Genomic DNA, 17,608 nt, shown 5'->3' with positions numbered 1-17,608 from the left:
TTTGCGGCGTTCCAGGGGTAAGAGCAGTTCCTCCGATCGATTGGATCGTTAAGGTATCACCGTCTAAATCGGTATCTAAATCTAAAGGTGTAAGAACAACACTATCGTCCTCATCTACCGTATAATCATCATCAACCGCTACTGGTGCATCGTTGATCGGGTCTACCGTGATATTTTCATTAGCTGTAGCCGTTGCAGTTCCATCAGTAATTACATAAGGAATCACTACAGATCCGTTGAAGTTCTCATCAGGAGTAAAAGTAATCACTCCTGCGGCATCAACAGTCACCGTTCCATTGGTTACAGCAATAGTTTGCGGCGTTCCAGGGGTAAGAGCAGTTCCATTAATAGACTCAATAACTAAAGTATCACCATCAGGGTCACTATCATCATCCAAAGGAGTCAATGTTACATCTTCATCTTCATTGATATTGTAAGTATCATCAACGGCAATTGGATCACTATTTGCAGCAGTTATTGTAATATTCACAGTAGCTATATCACAAATTGAAGGATCTGGATCTGTATTACAAACTTGGTAAATAACAGTTACTACATCACCGATTGTTTCCAATGCACCAGATGTATATATAAGATTTCCTGTATTTTCATCAAATTGAATAACTCCCGTAGCAGTCCCATTTCCAGTATCTGAAAGCTCAGTTGTCCCTATATTGTTTGCATCTAGATTTGTTAAAAAGTCGTCGTTATCTAATATATTAATAGCTGTAGCCACTCCAAGTGTAGCTGTACTATTTTCATCTTGTGCCGTAGGGGTATTAGGAAAAGGATCGGTCCCATTTATATTTCCATCATTATCATTATCACATTCGTCACTAAAAACTGTATCGTCTGTTGAACTCACATCATTTTGCCCACCATTAGTAACTGTTGGCACACCATTTACATCAACACCCCCCGTTAACATTCCGCTTCCGTTCACGTCATTTAAAGTATAATTCTGATCCCCTTCAAGAGCGTCGAAACAACCATCATCATCACTATCATTATCTAAATGATCTGGAGTTGTATCACCATCTGTATCGCAAAGAGTTTGAGTTACTAAAATATCATCTAAAGCAAGGTCGTTTCCTCCTCCTCCTGGTGCATTATTAATAAATACAATTTCAATAGGATCACCAGAAGTTGGAATAAATGGTGTAGGGCTAGAAAACTGCTGCCAAGCATTTACATCTCCTGCTGCAAATCTTGGAACATCACCAGTATTAAAAGTATATATCGTTGAACCGCCTTGAACAAAATTAACTGTTATATTTGGTAAATTCCTACCATCATTCCCTCCTATATTAGTATCAATATTCATTAACCAAAATGACACACTAACTGGCGCACCAGGAACTATATTTACTAATTCTCTTTTATAAAATTCTAATCCTGCCGTGTTTGTTCCATTAAAAATAGCCATTTTACCAGTTGATGGAGACGCCCCTCCATTTGTATGATCACCAATTGTTTGCCAAATCGATGAAGCCCAAGCGGCAGTTTCTGAAATATTATTAAATATTGTATACCTCCCATCTTGTAATGATTGTGGAGCTGAATTACCGTCTGCATTATCTGTTGGGGTATTTCCTACTTCAGCACTATAATATGCATAATTTGTATAAGGCGAAATAGTACTTAATGTACCATTAGCTGTACTTTGAGTTCCGAAATCTTCACTAAATACTGTTGAAACTACACTTCCTGTTGTTCCACACGTTCCATTCTCATCTGCATCTAGAATACCATCGTTATCATCATCTAAATCACATACATCTCCTATAGTATCACCATCACTATCTACGTATTCAGGGTGTCCAGAAGAACAAGGGTTACAAATGGCTGATTGCACAGCAGCATTCGTTGAACTTACATCATTTTGTCCCGTTGTTCCGTTACCTGCTGTTCCTGGTCCTACTGGAATACCATTATCATTCACAGGATTGGTTGCGATATTAATTGAACCATCTGGATTAAGATTTGAATAATCTAAACCACCATCACCTTCTAAAGCATCCGGACATCCATCACCATCACTGTCTAAGTCTAAATTATCAGTCATACCATCGCCGTCTGAGTCAGGACAAACGATCACGGCAATATCTAAAAACGATGTGCTAATTAAACTACGAATACTTTCTCTGTCACCTCCGTCTGATAAATCTTCAAAAAGTAATGATATCTCATTAAAGGGCCTGTCCGCTATAAATATAGCTACGCCATTATCTGTTTGTGTTTGATTTGCACTTGTACCATCAGCAATTCCTCTTGTTAATACATCGGAAACACCACCTCTTACAATAAATTCATCTGCAGAACTATTTCCAGTAGAAATGTTTGGTGCTGCATTATTGTTTGGATTATTAACTACAAGGTTTCCAGTTATTAAATCGTAAGCTGCTAAATCTTCTGCAATAATTTGCCAAGTCCCAGGTAAATTAAAACACAATGCATCGGTTGGATAGGCAGCATCATTATTAGAGCGGTCAATATCATCTAAATTAGAAAACTGTATTCTCGATATAGGTGCCGAACTTGTGAACTTTATAGCACTCTCATCATCTGCTCTGTCAAAATTTTCAATAAGTGGTGGATTTTGACCTGAAGTAAATGAAACTCCACTCGGATCTTGAGCGCCATCTGGACCTGTAAAATGTCTTGCTATGGTTGATTCTTCAATTTCAATAGTATATAATTCAGAATTATACGTGGCTGAATACACTAATTTTGTATTATCTGAAGCTGCTTGATCGTAATTATAACGTAAAACAACTGGCGCATCACATTCATCAGCATCTAAAATACCATCATTATCGTCATCTAGATCACAACCATCTGGAATTGTGTCGTTATCATTATCTGCAGAATCATCGTATCCTACACAAGTATCAGCAGTATCTGGCACCCCATCGCCATCTGAATCTGTTATATTTTGTATAGCATTTAAGGTAACGGATAGGTTTATACCCTCAGTAGTAGTTTGACTCCCACCACCATTCGTTCCAGGATAGAAAGTTAATCGCTCTGTTGTCGCTGTTGCCACAAAATCGATCGTGGTTGTTTCCCACTCTAAATCTCTTAAAGCAGGTGTTGGTGTAATGAAATTTCTTCCTTGTGTACCAACTTGATACTCAAATCTGTCTATATACACTCTTGAGTACAATGAAAGTGCTGAAAAATGATAAACAGTTACTCGATAGCTATCCCCAATAACTAAGTTGGTCATGTCTGTAAAAACATTCTCCTCTGTTGCGGCCGTCCCAATATCCCTCAAAGTAATCCAATGCTCATGGCCATTTGGTGGGGGTGGAAGTGGCGCATTAGTCCATGCGGCGCCACCATCCCAAGTTCCAGCGGCAGCTGCATTATTAACGTCCGAAATATCAGGAGTTCCTGGACCAGGCTCTCCCCAACCAACAGGAACACAATCGAAACAATTGGCTTCTGGGTTGCTTGGAGTGTTATTGGATGCAGGAATATTCTGAGCTACAGTTCCGAAGGAAACCATAAAACAAAGAACAGTAAAAAACAAAAACTTAGTAAAACTAGTCTTCTGTAGGTTTGGGGTATAGACTTTCATACGAATGCTATTTATTAATTTCTTTGGGTTAAAATTCCTTGCAGACATTTAAATATATAGGCTGCGGGGGATTTAGTATGCAAACTTAACACAATTACAACGTTCATTGAAAAAATTTTGTCGATTAATTGCATTTATTAGGGTTCAAATGCAAGTAATTTCGATGAAATGCATTTTTAATCGACGAAATACAATTATATTAAATTTGTTAATACTATTTTTCTTACATATTATATCGATTATCTACGCATTTAACCCTTAAAATGGTTTTATTTAACAGAATTTTAATAATAATCAACTTGTTTAATATGTATAGTGAAGTATAACTTAAAGCCTCCAACAACCTGTTTACTAGAAGAATAAACGCTACCTATTAATAAATTAAGATTTAATCCGTATTTTTGACGTTCAAACACTTAAATTGCAGTTAATCCACCTGATTTGTAGAATATAACCTACAAATGTAAATAAAACATATATTTTATTGACTACTAGATTTTTAGAAACTTCCCTGTATGTTTGTAATAGATTTAACTTAAAACCTAATAGTCATGAAAAAACTTATGTTTATTTTAGCTGCACTTGCATTTATGGCAAGCTGCACACCAGAATCCCTAAACAGCAATGATCAACAACTCGATAAGGACAAGTACGTTGTACCGCCAAACGGATAAAAAAAAGAACCTAATTAAAGGGGTGTTATTATCATTTTTATTGATAATAACACCTTTTTTGTTTTATGTGTATAAATATGCACCTTCTGAAGCATCTGAATGGGAAACTATTTTTGGAACGATTGAAGCAGGTAATTTTACATGGGTACAATCTTACGTACACGCAATTTTCACCAAATTTATTTTTGTAATGCTTACAGGAATATGGTTTCTAACTTCTAATAATTGGTGGAAATATGCAATTCTAGTTCCCTTCACCATGTTTCTTTTTCAGTTAATTGGAATTATTAATTACAAATCGGGGTATATCGATGAGTTCGATTTTTGGTACTCGCTCCCACTAATTATTCCTATTCTTTTATTTGTTATTTATATTTCCTATCGTATTAGCAAAAACACATACGAAAATGAGGCGCTTAAGAGAGATGTAGACGATGAGATACGTAAAATATTAAGTGATGACCTTTAGAATCCACCCTTCAAATAAATACTAGAGTTTTATAAGTGTGTCAAAAATTTAACATTTAATACAAGGCATCCCTCTTATATATAAGACGCTAGACTTTTTTACTACTAACATCTTTCATAATTTTTACGTATAAAAAAAGCCCCATCTAATAAGACAGAGCTTTTTGTACTGAAGACGGGACTTGAACCCGTACGGGCATTTCTGCCCACTGGATTTTAAGTCCAGCGTGTCTACCAATTCCACCACTTCAGCATTGGTATGTTTTTTTTCTAGTCACTTTCAAATCTATCATTCAGAATGAAAGACTTCGAGCGAAAAACGGGATTCGAACCCGCGACCTCCACCTTGGCAAGGTGGCGCTCTACCAACTGAGCTATTTTCGCAATTAAATGAACATCGCTTCTATAACTAAGCGGTTGCAAATTTAAAACTTTTACCGCAACGACAAAGCTATTTTCGAAAAATTATTTTTTCATTTTAACAGAGGCATTCCGTTGTAACATTCGTTTTATCTCATTTAACTTCATTAAAGCTTCAACAGGAGTAAGTGTATCTATATCTATTTCAACGATTTCATCTCGTAATGACTCTAATAAAGGGTCGTCTAATTTAAAGAAACTTAACTGCAATTCTTCTTTAGAAATCGCCTTCATTTCTTCTGTTAATTCTTCAGAAGAATGCGATTTTTCTAAGCGCTTCAATATTTTATTTGCTCTGTGCAAAACAGCCTGAGGCATCCCTGCCATCTTTGCAACATGAATTCCGAAGCTATGATGTGAACCTCCGGGAACCAGTTTCCGAAGAAACAAAACGTTATCTTTTAACTCTTTTACAGAAACATTGTAATTTTTAATTCGGTCGAACGTTTCTGTCATTTCATTAATTTCATGATAATGTGTTGCGAATAAAGTTTTAGCATGTGACGGGTGTTCATGCAAATATTCACTAATTGCCCAAGCTATAGAAATTCCATCGTAGGTGCTTGTTCCACGACCTATTTCATCTAACAATACCAAGGATCGATCTGAAATATTATTTAGAATGCTTGCCGTTTCATTCATCTCTACCATAAAAGTAGATTCTCCCATAGAAATATTATCACTAGCCCCTACCCTAGTAAAGATTTTGTCTACATAACCCAATCGAACGGCTTTAGCAGGTACAAAACTCCCCATTTGTGCTAGTAAAACGATAAGCGCTGTTTGACGTAAAATGGCCGACTTACCACTCATATTAGGACCTGTAATCATAATTATTTGCTGAGTATCCCTGTCTAAAAACACATCATTCGCTATAAAAGGATTATCTGGCGGTAATTGCTGTTCGATCACCGGATGACGGCCTTCTTTAATATCCAAATCGAACGAATCGTCTATTAGCGGTCTGGTATAGTTAGCATTTTTTGCATGTACTGCAAAAGAACACAGACAATCTAATTCGGCAATTAATGCGGCATTTTGCTGCACCGAACCTATAAATTGCAGCATCCACGTTACCAGTTTTGAAAAAAGTTCCTGCTCTAACGCAGTAATCTTTTCTTCAGCACCCAATATCTTCGTTTCGTACTCCTTTAATTCTTCGGTTATATATCGCTCTGCACTTACAAGAGTTTGCTTACGAATCCATTCGGGTGGCACCTTGTCTTTATGTGTATTACGGACTTCTATATAATACCCGAACACATTATTTGATGCGATTTTAAGGGATGTAATTCCGGTTCTTTCGGTTTCGCGAGCCAACATTGCGTTTAGATATTCTTTTCCCCCTGTCGCTATAGAGCGCAATTCGTCTAAGGGTTCATGAAATCCTTCAGAAATTGCATTCCCTTTTAAAATATTTACTGGAGCTTCTTCATCTAGTGTTTCTTTTATTTTATTCCGAAGTAATTCACACCCTAATAATTGCTCGCCAATTCCTTGAACCGATTCGTTTGAAGCTTTTAAAGCCTCCTTTTTTATGGGAACAATCGCCTCTAAAGAATGAAGTAATTGCACGACTTCACGCGGATTGATTTTTCCAGTAGCAACCTTCGAAATTAAACGTTCTAAATCACCAATTCCTTTCATTTGTTGCTGCATGAATGCTAACACTTTAGGATGATCCAGTAAATAACTTACCACTTCATGACGTCGGGTAATTTTCTCTGTATTTTTCAACGGCAGCGCCATCCATCGTTTTAACAACCGTCCTCCCATGGGAGATATCGTTTTATCGATCACATCTAATAAGGTAACTGCATTCTGATTGTTCGAATGGTATAACTCCAAATTTCGAATGGTAAATCGGTCCATCCACACATATTCATCTTCAGCAATTCGAGAGATTTTAGTGATGTGTTTTAATTTCTTGTGCTGCGTTTCACCCAAGTAATGAAGTGCCGCTCCAGCAGCGATGATACCCGATTCTAAATGAGCAATTCCAAATCCTTTTAAATTCTTAACATCGAAATGTTTTTGAAGCGTTTCGGTAGCATAATCGGTTTGAAACACCCAATCTTCTAAATGAAATACATGAAAATCGTCTCCAAATGTTTCTGAAAATAATCCTCTTTTTTGTTTACTGAACAGCACTTCGGAAGGAGTAAAATTTTGAAGTAATTTATCTACATACTCTGCACTCCCTTCGGAAAGCAAATACTCTCCGGTTGATATATCTAAAAAAGCAACCCCAATTTGCTGAACTTCTGAAGCTCTTTTGGTAGCATGAAAATGGATAGCAGCTAAAAAATTATTAGATTTCGACTGAAGGATATCGTCGCTTAACGCAACTCCAGGCGTAACTAGTTCGGTAACGCCACGCTTTACAATACTCTTGGTTAATTTAGGATCTTCCAACTGATCACAGATCGCAACACGACAGCCCGCCATCACTAATTTAGGCAAATAAGTATGTAACGAATGGTGCGGAAAACCAGCCAGTTCGATATTATCACCTCCATTATTACGAGCGGTTAAAGTGATATTTAATATTCTGGCAGCACGAACTGCATCATCCCCAAAAGTTTCGTAAAAATCCCCCACACGAAACAGCAATAGCGCATCAGGGTATTTTGCCTTGATGGTATTATATTGCTTCATTAAAGGGGTGACTTTCTTTGCCATTGCATCATAAAATTTTGTTCTGCTAAAATAGAAATTCGCTTTTGGTATCGAAAATTCGGCTCCAAAGAGTTATAGAAAGTTTTTCACAAAGATTTTAGTGTACAACTAAAAATATTCAAAATAAGACCATTTAAGAGCCCTTCAATGAAACATAGAGGTATTTACTTACAAAAAATAAAATGTTTTAGGATATCGAATCTATAGAGGCTTTTTTTAATAAATAAAATTGATGCTTTTTTTTAAAAGTAATATGATTATCTATTATATGTTTTAAGAATGGAATTTTAATTTATAATACAATTACTCTATTACAAAAAATTAAAGCTGGTGATTCTAATTTCAAAATTTTTTCAAATGGGTATCTTTGCTTTTTAATGAATTTATGAAATACAGAAAACTTAAAAATCGCGAGCTAGAACGAATCGATCCCGAAACGTTTAAAGCTTCAGAAAAAACACCGCTTATTATCATTCTCGATAATATTAGAAGTCTCAACAATATTGGATCTGTATTTCGAACCGCAGATGCTTTTTTAATTCAGAAAATATATCTCTGCGGAATTACCGCCCAACCGCCACATAAAGATATTCAAAAAACAGCTTTGGGCGCTACCGACAGTGTGGAATGGGAGTATGCCGAAAATACTTTAGAGGTGGTTCACAAGTTACAACAACAAGGAGTTTTTGTAGCTTCTATAGAACAAGCCGAATTGGCGGTATCTTTAAATGATTTTTCAACGCAAAAAGAATTGGTGTATGCAGTGGTTTTCGGAAACGAAGTAAAAGGTGTGCAGCAAGAAGTAGTCTCTGAAAGTGATGCCGTAATTGAAATTCCGCAATACGGTACCAAACACTCTCTCAATATTTCTGTTAGCACGGGAGTAGTTGTGTGGGATCTCTTTTGCAAATTAACGTCTTAGCTAGTTCTCAAAAAATTTTCAAGATCACTCCCTATTATGTTTAGGGACTCTAAGTAAGAATCTCATCTAATATGGAAAGGTAGTCGCTTCGGTTCTTAACAAAATCCATTTCAGAAATATCTATAATTTTAATGGTATCGTTATGTTGACCTTTAATGAATTCTAAATACCCCTCGTTGATCTTTTGCAAATACGAAGCTTGAATACTTTTTTCGTATCCTCTCCCCCTCTTTTTTATATTTTCCAATAACCGCTCGGTATTCTGATAGAGATATACATATACATCGGGCTTAGGCAATTCTTTATGCATTAAGTGAAAGAGTTTTTTATATAAATTAAACTCTTCATCCTGCAGGGTTACTTTAGCAAATATTAATGATTTGTACGCGTCATAATCGGCGATCACACAATCGTTAAACAAATCGAATTGTTTTATATCGTCTAATAATTGCTGATACCGGTCTGCCAAAAAAGACATCTCTAAAGGAAATGCATACCGACCAGGTTCTTCATAGAATTTAGGCAGAAATGGATTGTCTTTAAAACGTTCAAGAATTAGTTTTGCGTTAAAATCGGTCGCAAGTTGTGTGGCAAGACTTGTTTTTCCGGCACCAATATTTCCTTCAATAGCGATATAATTCAACTTCGAAAAATCGTAATATTTTCCTGGATTCCGAAGCCATTTAGATTGTTTTACAACAGTACTTTTATCATCAGTTTCAGCTAACAAACGCACCATGTTCTTTTTTAAAATAGGATGCTCAAAGTCTGCACTTAATTCTGCTATAGGCTGTAAAACAAAACGACGATGATGCATTTCTGGGTGTGGAATTGTTAATGCTTTTGAATCTTTTACAAGCGCATCCACAAAAATAATATCGATGTCGATCGTACGAGATGCATATCCTTCCGAAGCATTTCGTACTCTATCTAACTTCTTTTCGATTTTATGTATTTCTTGCAATACTTTAGATGGAGATAACGTGCTATGTACTTCTACCGCACAATTTAAAAAATCGTCTCCATTAAAACCCATAGCCGGAGTTTCGTAAACAGAAGAAATTTTTTGTATACTACCAATTTGTCTAAAAATAGCATTTACAGCAGTTTGAAGGTATTCGAATTTGTTTCCTTGATTGCTGCCTAGCGAAAGATATATGTGTTGTATTGGTTTAATGTGGACTGATTTTATGACGAAATTAAGGAAAAGAAAAACACTGACAATTATCTTTGCCATCAATCGACTAATGAATGACGCAACTTTCGCTTAAAGACAGGTTAGCCGCACAACGCATCTATCTCATTTTAGGTGCTTTATTCATAGCTTCGCTGGTAGTTTCAAATTTAATTTTCCAGAAGTTTTTTTACTGGGATTTTTTCGGAATTTACACATTTGAGATCTCGGTAGGGATTCTACCTTATCCCATTACATTTCTTATTACAGATCTTATTAGTGAGCTTTACGGAAAAAAGAAAGCGAACGAAGTAGTAACAGCCGGAATTTTTGCCTCATTTTTTTCGCTGTTAATAATTTATGTTTCCGATGCAGTACCAGCAACTGTTTGGAGCCCAGTGGACGATACCTTATTTAATAAAGTGTTTGGAGCTACTGCACTTGCCGTAGTTGCTTCGATGCTAGCGTATTTATTCGCACAGTATATAGACATTCAGATCTTTCATTTCTGGAAAGGCCTTACTAAAGGAAAACATTTATGGCTTCGGAATAATTTCTCAACCTTTTTTTCGCAATTTATAGATACGTTTACGGTACTATTTTTGCTTTGTAGTTTCGGAAAAATTGAATGGGAGTTGTTTGGTGCTTTGCTCCTTAGTGGCTTTCTTTTTAAAGTATTGGTCGCACTATTAGACACCCCTTTTCTCTATGCAGGAGTATATGCATTTAGAAAACGTTTTAATTTAAAAATGGGTGAAGAAATCACTCTAATTAATGAATAAAAAATAAAAGTTTTTAAATAACAGTCATGAAAAAGTTTTTAAAAATAATTGGAATATTTTTAGGAGTAGTACTCCTCTTATTGGCATTATCTCCTCTATTCTTCAAAGGAACTTTAGAGAAACTTGTAAAACGCACCATCGATAACAATGTAAATGCAACGGTGAGCTGGGAAGATTTCGACTTAAGTTTGTTTCGCAGTTTTCCAGATGCTGCACTAACCATCACAAATTTTAGCGTGATCAACAAAGCGCCTTTTGCGGGCGACACACTCGCCAGTGGAAAACAACTTAAGCTAGACATGGGAATTACCCAATTATTTAAGAGTGGTGACAACCCCATTAAAATAGATGCGCTGTCACTCGACGAAGCTTTTGTAAACATTCGCATCGATTCAACTGGGCAAACCAACTACGATATTGCTGTAAAAAGTGACGCACCACTAAATGATGACACCGAAGGAAACGCAGGATTTAGTTTCGATCTAAAAAAATACGAATTAAAAAATTCTCGCATTAACTACCTAGATGAATCTACCCAGACATTTTTAACACTTACCGATGTAAACCACGAAGGAACAGGAGATTTCTCATTAGCTGAATCTGAATTAGACACAGAAACGAATGCCTTGGTCTCGTTTCGACTCGGAGATATTGAGTACTTAAAAGAAAATTCGGTAACTCTCGACGCAGTATTTCAACTCGACCTTGAAAATCAGAAATACACGTTTCTTGAAAATGAAGCCAAAGTAAATGAGCTACCCCTTACTTTCAACGGTTTTGTAAAGGTAAATGAAAGCAATAATGAAATCGATCTAACTTTTAAAACCCCTTCTTCTGACTTTAAGAACTTTCTTGCGGTCATTCCGAAGGTATATGCTAAAAACCTCGACGGTGTCACTACCACCGGGAATTTTACAGTAGATGGGATGCTAAAAGGGATCGTTGATGACACCTATATCCCGAAAATGGATATTAAGATTAGAAGTGACAATGCGTCTTTTAAATACCCCGATCTTCCAAAAACAGTCCGTAATATTTCGATCAATGCCGATCTTAAAAATGAAACTGGATTACTAAAGGATACTTACCTCAACATAGGAGGGATTACTTTTAAAATCGACGACGAGTTATTTAATGCAAACGGAAGCATTCGCAATCTTACTGAAAATATGTTGGTGAATTTAGCTTTAAAAGGAACTTTGAACCTCGCTAATATCGAAAAAGTGTTTCCAATAGAACTTGACCAGAAGCTCAGCGGAGTTTTTAAGGCAGATGTCACCACAAAGTTTGATATGAATTCGGTAGAAAAAGAACAATACCAAAATATTGAAACCAATGGAACCGCAAGTCTTTCAGATTTTACCTATTCTGATGCGGCTTTTAATAACCCCATCGCTATTTCAAAAGCGGCAATTACTATGAGCCCGGGTAATAACATTAGTTTAAACGAAATTAAAGCCACCACCGGGCAAACCGATATTGCTGCTTCGGGATCTATTCAGAATTTACTGCCTTTCCTAATGTCGAAGCAAGATTTAAAAGGACGTTTCAATGTAACTTCGAACACGTTCAATTTAAATGATTTTATGGCTTCGGAAAGTAAAGAATCGAAGACCACTTCCGAAGAAACAACACAAATAACCTCAGCGAAAGATCAAATTAAAATTCCCGATTTTCTAAATGCTACCTTAGATTTTTCCGCTAAAAAAGTAATCTATGACAATTTGGAACTTACCAACGTAAAAGGAACGGCAAGCATTGCAAACGAAACGGCGAACCTTCAGAATGTAACCTCAAATATTCTAGGAGGAAATATTGCTTTTGGCGGAAATGTGTCTACTCGAGAGCAAACCCCATCGTTCGCTATGGAGCTTGATCTTCAGAAAATAGATATCGATGAGTCTTTTAAAAAGTTGGAAATTTTAAGTTTTTTCGCTCCCATCGCAAAAGCGTTACAAGGAAATTTAAACACAAAGATCAATTTACAGGGAAAATTAAATGACGATCTTACCCCACAACTTACTTCCCTGGCAGGTTCTGCATTGGCACAGATACTCACCGCAGAAGTGGATCCCGAAAAAACTCCGTTACTCTCAAAATTGGGAGAGCAAATTAAGTTTTTAAACCTCGATCAATTAAGTCTGAGAGATGTAAGCACCGCATTAACTTTCGAGAACGGAAATATTAAAGTAAAACCCTTTGACTTCAATGTAAAAGGAATTAAAGTAGATGTTGCAGGACAGCACGGTTTAGACAAAAACATGAATTATAATGTTTCCCTTGACGTGCCAGCTCGTTATTTAGGGAATGAAGTAAGTGGATTATTAGCCAAGCTCGATGAAAAAGAGGCCAATGAAACGACGGTAAAACTTCCTGTTGGAATTACTGGAACTTTTAATAATCCTAAAATTGCGCTCAATACACAGGCCGCAGTACAAGAACTTACACAACGCCTTATTGAAAGGCAAACAGATAAGGTTAAGGATAAAGGAAAAGATATTATTAAAGATATTCTTGGAGGTAGTACAAATACTGCCGATACTACAAAAACAAACACTCCTACTACTAAAGAAGAAACTACCAAGGTTGTAAAAGATATTTTAGGAGGACTTTTCGGTAAGAAGAAAAAAGATACGACAGGAAACTAAACACATAGAAATCTTAATACTTTTGAAATATGACGCTCTTTCTCTTTCTTCTCTTAGGTCTTTTAATAAGCGGGTTGGGGACCATTCCGGTAGGTGGCTCTAATATTGCAGTTATTAAAACCTCGAAAGAAGAATCTGTAGGACGAGCAATACCTATAGCTATTGGGGCTTCTTTGGGTGAAACGATATTGGCATTTCTTTCGTTATGGTATAGTAATGCGATCGTAGATTTTTTTGAAACCAATCTTTGGGTTCAGATCTTATTTTTAGCATTGTTCTTTATTGTGGGGTTGTTATTTTTATTCCCGAAATTGGTACAAATAGATTTTGAAGTAGACACCAAGGGGAAGTCGGTTCGTGCCAATTTTCTAACAGGTTTAAGCTTCGGGATTATTAATCCGACCGTTTTACTCTATTACATCATTGCGGTTTCTTTGGCGCAAGAATATTTGTTATATATTTCTGAAGTAAGCTCGAAGATAGTGTTAGCATTCTTCTTTTGCGGGGTATTCGCAGGAAAGGTTCTTGTGCTATATCTCTATGGAAAACTAAGCAAAACTTATGAAGACAAGAAACCAAAAAATAAGAACAACATTTACAGATGGATTGGCCTTGCTATAGTATTAATTTCTATTGCTCAAGGTATTAGAATGCTTTTGGAATAAATTAATTTACTGTTATTGCTACTACATACCCTTCACTTCCGCGAACATTAAACACGGTATCATCTTCGAAAATTAAGTATTGCCCTTTTATTCCTTTTAGAATTCCTTCATAAAAAGGAGATTTTACCAAATTTAGACTTTTTAATTTTTTAGGATACTGAAGCACTGGGAATTCGATATTGGTTTCAGAATTACTTTCAATAAAATACTCTTGAGCTTCTTTGGGAATAAATTGGCGTAATTTATCTCTCCATTCCACAAGGTTTTCATCCTTAATATCGTTTTTCAACATCGTACGCCAATTGGTCTTGTCGCCAACATGATCTTTTAATGCGACTTCAGTAATTCCAGCAAGATACCGATTAGGCACTTCTACAATTTCTATAGCTTCATGCGCTCCTTGATCGATCCATCTAGTGGGCACTTGTGTTTTCCTTGTCACTCCTACTTTAACATTGCTGCTGTTAGCTAAATACACAACATGAGGTTGCAACTGTACGCGCTTTTCGTAGGCGAGATCTCGATCTTCTTTATCGATGTGAGCCGTGCTTAATTCGGGTTTAATAATCCAATCTGCTGCTTGCGGTATTTCAAAGAAACAGTCGTAACAGAAACCTTGACGGTAAATTTTTTTCTCCAGATTACAATTTAAACACTGGTATTTTAGAAAGTTAATAGACACCTTTTTATCTAGTAACTGATTCATGTTCAGAAAGTCATTTTCGAAAACTAGGTAGTATTGAATGGGGCTTCCAAATTCAGTTTGCATTTTTGTTAAAACGCCTTCATAATTCATAAAAAGAAAAGTGTTATTTTTATTGCATAAAGATAGTTCAAAAATATGCCAATCCCCATTGTAAATTCTATTGCCTCCTGGTTTTTAAAGAAGCGGTTTCATCAAATTGACCTGTTTCTTAAATACCCTATTGAGGTACAAGAAGAATTACTTCAGCATCTCATTCAGAAGGCACGGTATACCGAGATCGGCAAAACATACGAATTTTCCACCATAACTTCGTATCGGGAATTTGCGGCCCGTGTTCCTGTGTCCAATTATGAGAGTAACGAAGCTCTAATTGAACGTGCTCGTCGTGGAGAAGCTAATATTTTTTGGCCTACTCCTATAAAATGGTTTGCTAAATCTAGTGGAACCACTAACGCTAAAAGTAAATTTATACCCGTAAGCAGCGATTCTCTAGAAGACTGTCATTATGCTGCCAGTAAGGATTTGCTATGCATGTATTTAAACAATAATCCCGAATCGCAACTCTTTTTAGGGAAAGGACTTCGTCTTGGAGGGAGTAAAGAACTATACCAAGAGAACGGAACTGTCTTCGGCGATCTCTCGGCAATTCTTATCGATAACATGCCGTTTTGGGCAGAATTTAGTAGTACGCCGAGCAATGAGATCTCATTAATGGGCGACTGGGAAACCAAAATGCAGGCCATTGTAAATGAAACAATCAAAGAAAATGTAACTAGCTTGGCAGGTGTACCGTCATGGATGCTTGTTTTATTAAACAATGTTGCCGAAACTACAGGGAAAAATAATCTTTTTGAGATATGGCCTAATTTAGAGGTTTATTTTCATGGAGGGGTGAGTTTCGACCCGTATCTCGAGCAATACAATAAGCTACTTCCAAAAGAAAGTTTTAGATATTATGAGATCTATAATGCTTCGGAAGGATTCTTCGCTATACAGGATCGTAATTCTAACAAGGAGCTACTACTCATGTTAGACTATGGTATCTTTTACGAGTTTATTCCAATGGACGGCTATGGTACAGAAGAAGAAAAAGTAATTCCGCTGAGTGAAGTGGAGGTTGGTAAAAACTACGCCATAATTATCACCACCAATGCCGGACTTTGGCGCTATAAAATTGGGGACACTGTTCGCTTTACTTCTGTAAGCCCATTTCGAATTAAAGTTACGGGACGCACTAAACACCATATTAATGTATTCGGAGAAGAATTAATCATCGAAAACGCCGAAGCCGCACTTCGAAAAGTATCTTCGCAAACCCACACAGAAATCGTTGATTATACTGCAGCCCCTATTTTTATGGAAGGAAGAGAAAAAGGAGCCCACGAATGGATTATCGAGTTTAAAACACCTCCTTCAGACTTTCAGAGCTTTTCTATGTTATTCGATAAAGCACTTCAAGAAGTAAATAGCGATTATGAAGCAAAACGCTTTAACAACACGACGCTAAAGCCACCAACCATACACTGTGCTCGTGAACGGCTGTTTTACGACTGGCTAAAACAAAACAATAAACTAGGAGGACAGCACAAAGTACCTCGATTATCCAACCAAAGAAGTTATGTAGAAGAATTGCTGGTTTTAAATACGAAATATGACATCAATTCCAATACATGATACGGCGTTTATAATTGCTTATTATAGGTCTCAACACGAGGATATTAGTTTAGATCCTTACGCAAAATTGTGGCTTAGACCTTCCTTAACTTCATTTGCTTCCGATTTTTCACTCCACGTGTCTGTATACGATGAGCTGCTTCATTGTTTCAGAAACCGGTATTTTCTAGAATCGCTTACTCAGTTAACTTCAGAAGGAGATTGGTTATTTATTAATATTGGCGCTGGATTTAGCATGTATCCATATCTACTTTCCGACCGCGTCACCACCCTAGAGATCGATTTGCCTGAAATCGTATCATTTAAAAAAGAGGCGATTAAAAAATTTACTTCGGAAGGGTTTCTACCGCATCGGAATGTCTCACATAGCGCTGTAGACATTACCAATAAAAGAGAATTAGAAGAACTTACAAACACTATAAAAACCAACTATATAGGTTTGCAAACGGTCGTGCTTATTGAAGGGGTGTTCTTTTTTCTTAATCGCAACGTTATTGACGATCTGTTAAGATATATAGCAGATTTCCAAAAAGCAGGTGATGTGACAATGTGCGTATCTTTTGAAGATAGTAGTACCTCGCAAGAGGTATTTGAAAGATTAAAAAATTATTTTATAGAACACCTTAATTCGAAAAATAATCCATTCACAACATTACCCAACACCTACTACACTTCCCTTTCTAAGTATGTGCTTAAAAAAAGTAGCAGTAGTTTTCAAGTAGGTAAAGAAATTAAATCGCTTCCTCCCACACTTCGAGAAAGCGATGTTTTGAACGAATTTTTTTACACACTCCATAGATGCTAGTGCATTTATCCGATTAACATCATAATTTGACGTTTAAAAAAATGTTGTAGCACGAGTGTTTTCGGCACTTTATCGAGGTTTTTATTTTTAGATGTCGTTAAACGATTTTCTGATTGGTTTCAACTAAAAGTTTTGGTAGTCCTTTTCTTACGGAATACATTTACTTCAGAATTAAAAATAACCTCTCATGAAAAATTTATTAATCGTAGTTATAATAGCAGTCTTTTCAGTCTCGATGACCTCTTGCGGAACCACCGCTTCAATGCAAGAAAACCAAAAAGAAATTACTGGATATACGCTTAAAAATAAAAAGCAATTATTAGAACAAAAAATTCTAAATAAAAAGCTTAAAACCGTTATCGCCCAACCATAATAAATCAACTTTAATTACATCTAGTGGCGAAAAAC

Annotated in this window: 13 protein-coding genes and 2 tRNA genes; 9 read left to right on the top strand and 6 right to left on the bottom strand. The window is 36.3% G+C overall.

What is annotated here, in order from left to right; all coding sequences use genetic code 11:
- On the bottom strand, positions 1-3,583 hold a 3,583-nt coding region (locus ULVI_RS00745; RefSeq protein ID WP_197463459.1), incomplete at its 3' end, for an Ig-like domain-containing protein.
- Between the two features lie 551 nt (positions 3,584-4,134).
- On the opposite strand from ULVI_RS00745, the gene ULVI_RS15715 reads away from it, so the two are divergent.
- Both ULVI_RS15715 and ULVI_RS00740 read left to right on the top strand, forming a co-directional pair.
- Positions 4,135-4,257, top strand: coding sequence for a hypothetical protein (locus ULVI_RS15715; protein ID WP_262485574.1), 123 nt, complete (start codon positions 4,135-4,137; stop codon positions 4,255-4,257).
- Positions 4,258-4,324: 67 nt separating this feature from the next.
- Entirely contained in the window at positions 4,325-4,726 is a 402-nt protein-coding gene (locus ULVI_RS00740) for a hypothetical protein (RefSeq protein WP_157632536.1), read from the top strand.
- A gap of 166 nt (positions 4,727-4,892) precedes the next feature.
- Here the strand turns inward: ULVI_RS00740 and ULVI_RS00735 are convergent.
- From ULVI_RS00735 to mutS, 3 genes are all read right to left on the bottom strand, one after another.
- Positions 4,893-4,978: transfer RNA gene (locus tag ULVI_RS00735), tRNA-Leu, on the bottom strand.
- Positions 4,979-5,036: 58 nt separating this feature from the next.
- Positions 5,037-5,109, bottom strand: a tRNA-Gly gene (locus tag ULVI_RS00730).
- A gap of 81 nt (positions 5,110-5,190) precedes the next feature.
- Positions 5,191-7,827, bottom strand: a complete 2,637-nt coding sequence (gene mutS, locus ULVI_RS00725; RefSeq protein ID WP_068588408.1) for a DNA mismatch repair protein MutS — start codon at positions 7,825-7,827, stop codon at positions 5,191-5,193.
- Positions 7,828-8,209: 382 nt separating this feature from the next.
- Here mutS and ULVI_RS00720 point away from each other — a divergent pair, with 382 nt between their 5' ends.
- Entirely contained in the window at positions 8,210-8,746 is a 537-nt protein-coding gene (locus ULVI_RS00720; RefSeq protein ID WP_068588428.1) for an RNA methyltransferase, read from the top strand.
- A gap of 49 nt (positions 8,747-8,795) precedes the next feature.
- On the opposite strand, the gene folK is transcribed toward ULVI_RS00720, so the two are convergent.
- Positions 8,796-9,923 (bottom strand): 2-amino-4-hydroxy-6-hydroxymethyldihydropteridine diphosphokinase, encoded by a 1,128-nt coding sequence (gene folK, locus ULVI_RS00715; RefSeq protein WP_068588426.1) that lies wholly within the window; start codon positions 9,921-9,923, stop codon positions 8,796-8,798.
- A 74-nt stretch (positions 9,924-9,997) separates the two neighbouring features.
- On the opposite strand from folK, the gene ULVI_RS00710 reads away from it, so the two are divergent.
- The 3 genes from ULVI_RS00710 to ULVI_RS00700 are packed head-to-tail and all read left to right on the top strand — an operon-like array spanning position 9,998 to position 14,015.
- Complete coding sequence (locus ULVI_RS00710) at positions 9,998-10,702, top strand: queuosine precursor transporter (protein WP_068588405.1); 705 nt, start codon at positions 9,998-10,000, stop codon at positions 10,700-10,702.
- Positions 10,703-10,728: 26 nt separating this feature from the next.
- The gene (locus ULVI_RS00705) at positions 10,729-13,350 is read left to right on the top strand and encodes an AsmA-like C-terminal region-containing protein (RefSeq protein WP_068588402.1); all 2,622 of its coding nucleotides are present in this window, start codon (positions 10,729-10,731) and stop codon (positions 13,348-13,350) included.
- 29 nt (positions 13,351-13,379) lie between these two features.
- Entirely contained in the window at positions 13,380-14,015 is a 636-nt protein-coding gene (locus ULVI_RS00700) for a hypothetical protein (protein ID WP_068588399.1), read from the top strand.
- Between the two features lies 1 nt (position 14,016).
- Here the strand turns inward: ULVI_RS00700 and ULVI_RS00695 are convergent, their stop codons facing one another.
- Positions 14,017-14,811 (bottom strand): DUF2797 domain-containing protein, encoded by a 795-nt coding sequence (locus ULVI_RS00695; RefSeq protein WP_068588396.1) that lies wholly within the window; start codon positions 14,809-14,811, stop codon positions 14,017-14,019.
- Positions 14,812-14,856: 45 nt separating this feature from the next.
- Between ULVI_RS00695 and ULVI_RS00690 the strand changes: the two genes are divergently transcribed.
- The 3 genes from ULVI_RS00690 (at position 14,857) to ULVI_RS00680 (ending at position 17,573) form a co-directional block, all read left to right on the top strand.
- Positions 14,857-16,395: a GH3 auxin-responsive promoter family protein gene (locus ULVI_RS00690; protein WP_068588393.1), complete on the top strand. Its 1,539-nt coding sequence runs from the start codon at positions 14,857-14,859 to the stop codon at positions 16,393-16,395.
- Complete coding sequence (locus ULVI_RS00685) at positions 16,373-17,200, top strand: class I SAM-dependent methyltransferase (protein ID WP_068588390.1); 828 nt, start codon at positions 16,373-16,375, stop codon at positions 17,198-17,200. The genes ULVI_RS00690 and ULVI_RS00685 overlap by 23 nt, the downstream gene beginning before the upstream one ends.
- Positions 17,201-17,387: 187 nt before the next feature.
- The gene (locus ULVI_RS00680) at positions 17,388-17,573 is read left to right on the top strand and encodes a hypothetical protein (protein ID WP_068588386.1); all 186 of its coding nucleotides are present in this window, start codon (positions 17,388-17,390) and stop codon (positions 17,571-17,573) included.
- The last annotated feature ends 35 nt before the right edge of the window (positions 17,574-17,608 follow it).

Source organism: Cochleicola gelatinilyticus (assembly GCF_001637325.1).
In the GTDB taxonomy this organism is placed as follows: domain Bacteria; phylum Bacteroidota; class Bacteroidia; order Flavobacteriales; family Flavobacteriaceae; genus Cochleicola; species Cochleicola gelatinilyticus.
The sequence above is the reverse complement of the archived record's forward strand: the minus strand, read 5'-3'. Positions and strand labels throughout refer to the sequence as shown.

What these genes read in the sequence shown, in the direction of transcription:
- ULVI_RS00710 (WP_068588405.1), top strand. Translation starts at nt 9,998, where the DNA reads ATGACGCAACTTTCGCTTAAAGACAGGTTAGCCGCACAACGCATCTAT.
- ULVI_RS00705 (WP_068588402.1), top strand. Translation starts at nt 10,729, where the DNA reads ATGAAAAAGTTTTTAAAAATAATTGGAATATTTTTAGGAGTAGTACTC.
- ULVI_RS15715 (WP_262485574.1), top strand. Translation starts at nt 4,135, where the DNA reads ATGAAAAAACTTATGTTTATTTTAGCTGCACTTGCATTTATGGCAAGC.
- ULVI_RS00695 (WP_068588396.1), bottom strand. Translation starts at nt 14,811, where the DNA reads ATGAATTATGAAGGCGTTTTAACAAAAATGCAAACTGAATTTGGAAGC.
- mutS (WP_068588408.1), bottom strand. Translation starts at nt 7,827, where the DNA reads ATGGCAAAGAAAGTCACCCCTTTAATGAAGCAATATAATACCATCAAG.
- ULVI_RS00700 (WP_068588399.1), top strand. Translation starts at nt 13,380, where the DNA reads ATGACGCTCTTTCTCTTTCTTCTCTTAGGTCTTTTAATAAGCGGGTTG.
- ULVI_RS00685 (WP_068588390.1), top strand. Translation starts at nt 16,373, where the DNA reads ATGACATCAATTCCAATACATGATACGGCGTTTATAATTGCTTATTAT.
- ULVI_RS00680 (WP_068588386.1), top strand. Translation starts at nt 17,388, where the DNA reads ATGAAAAATTTATTAATCGTAGTTATAATAGCAGTCTTTTCAGTCTCG.
- ULVI_RS00720 (WP_068588428.1), top strand. Translation starts at nt 8,210, where the DNA reads ATGAAATACAGAAAACTTAAAAATCGCGAGCTAGAACGAATCGATCCC.
- ULVI_RS00690 (WP_068588393.1), top strand. Translation starts at nt 14,857, where the DNA reads ATGCCAATCCCCATTGTAAATTCTATTGCCTCCTGGTTTTTAAAGAAG.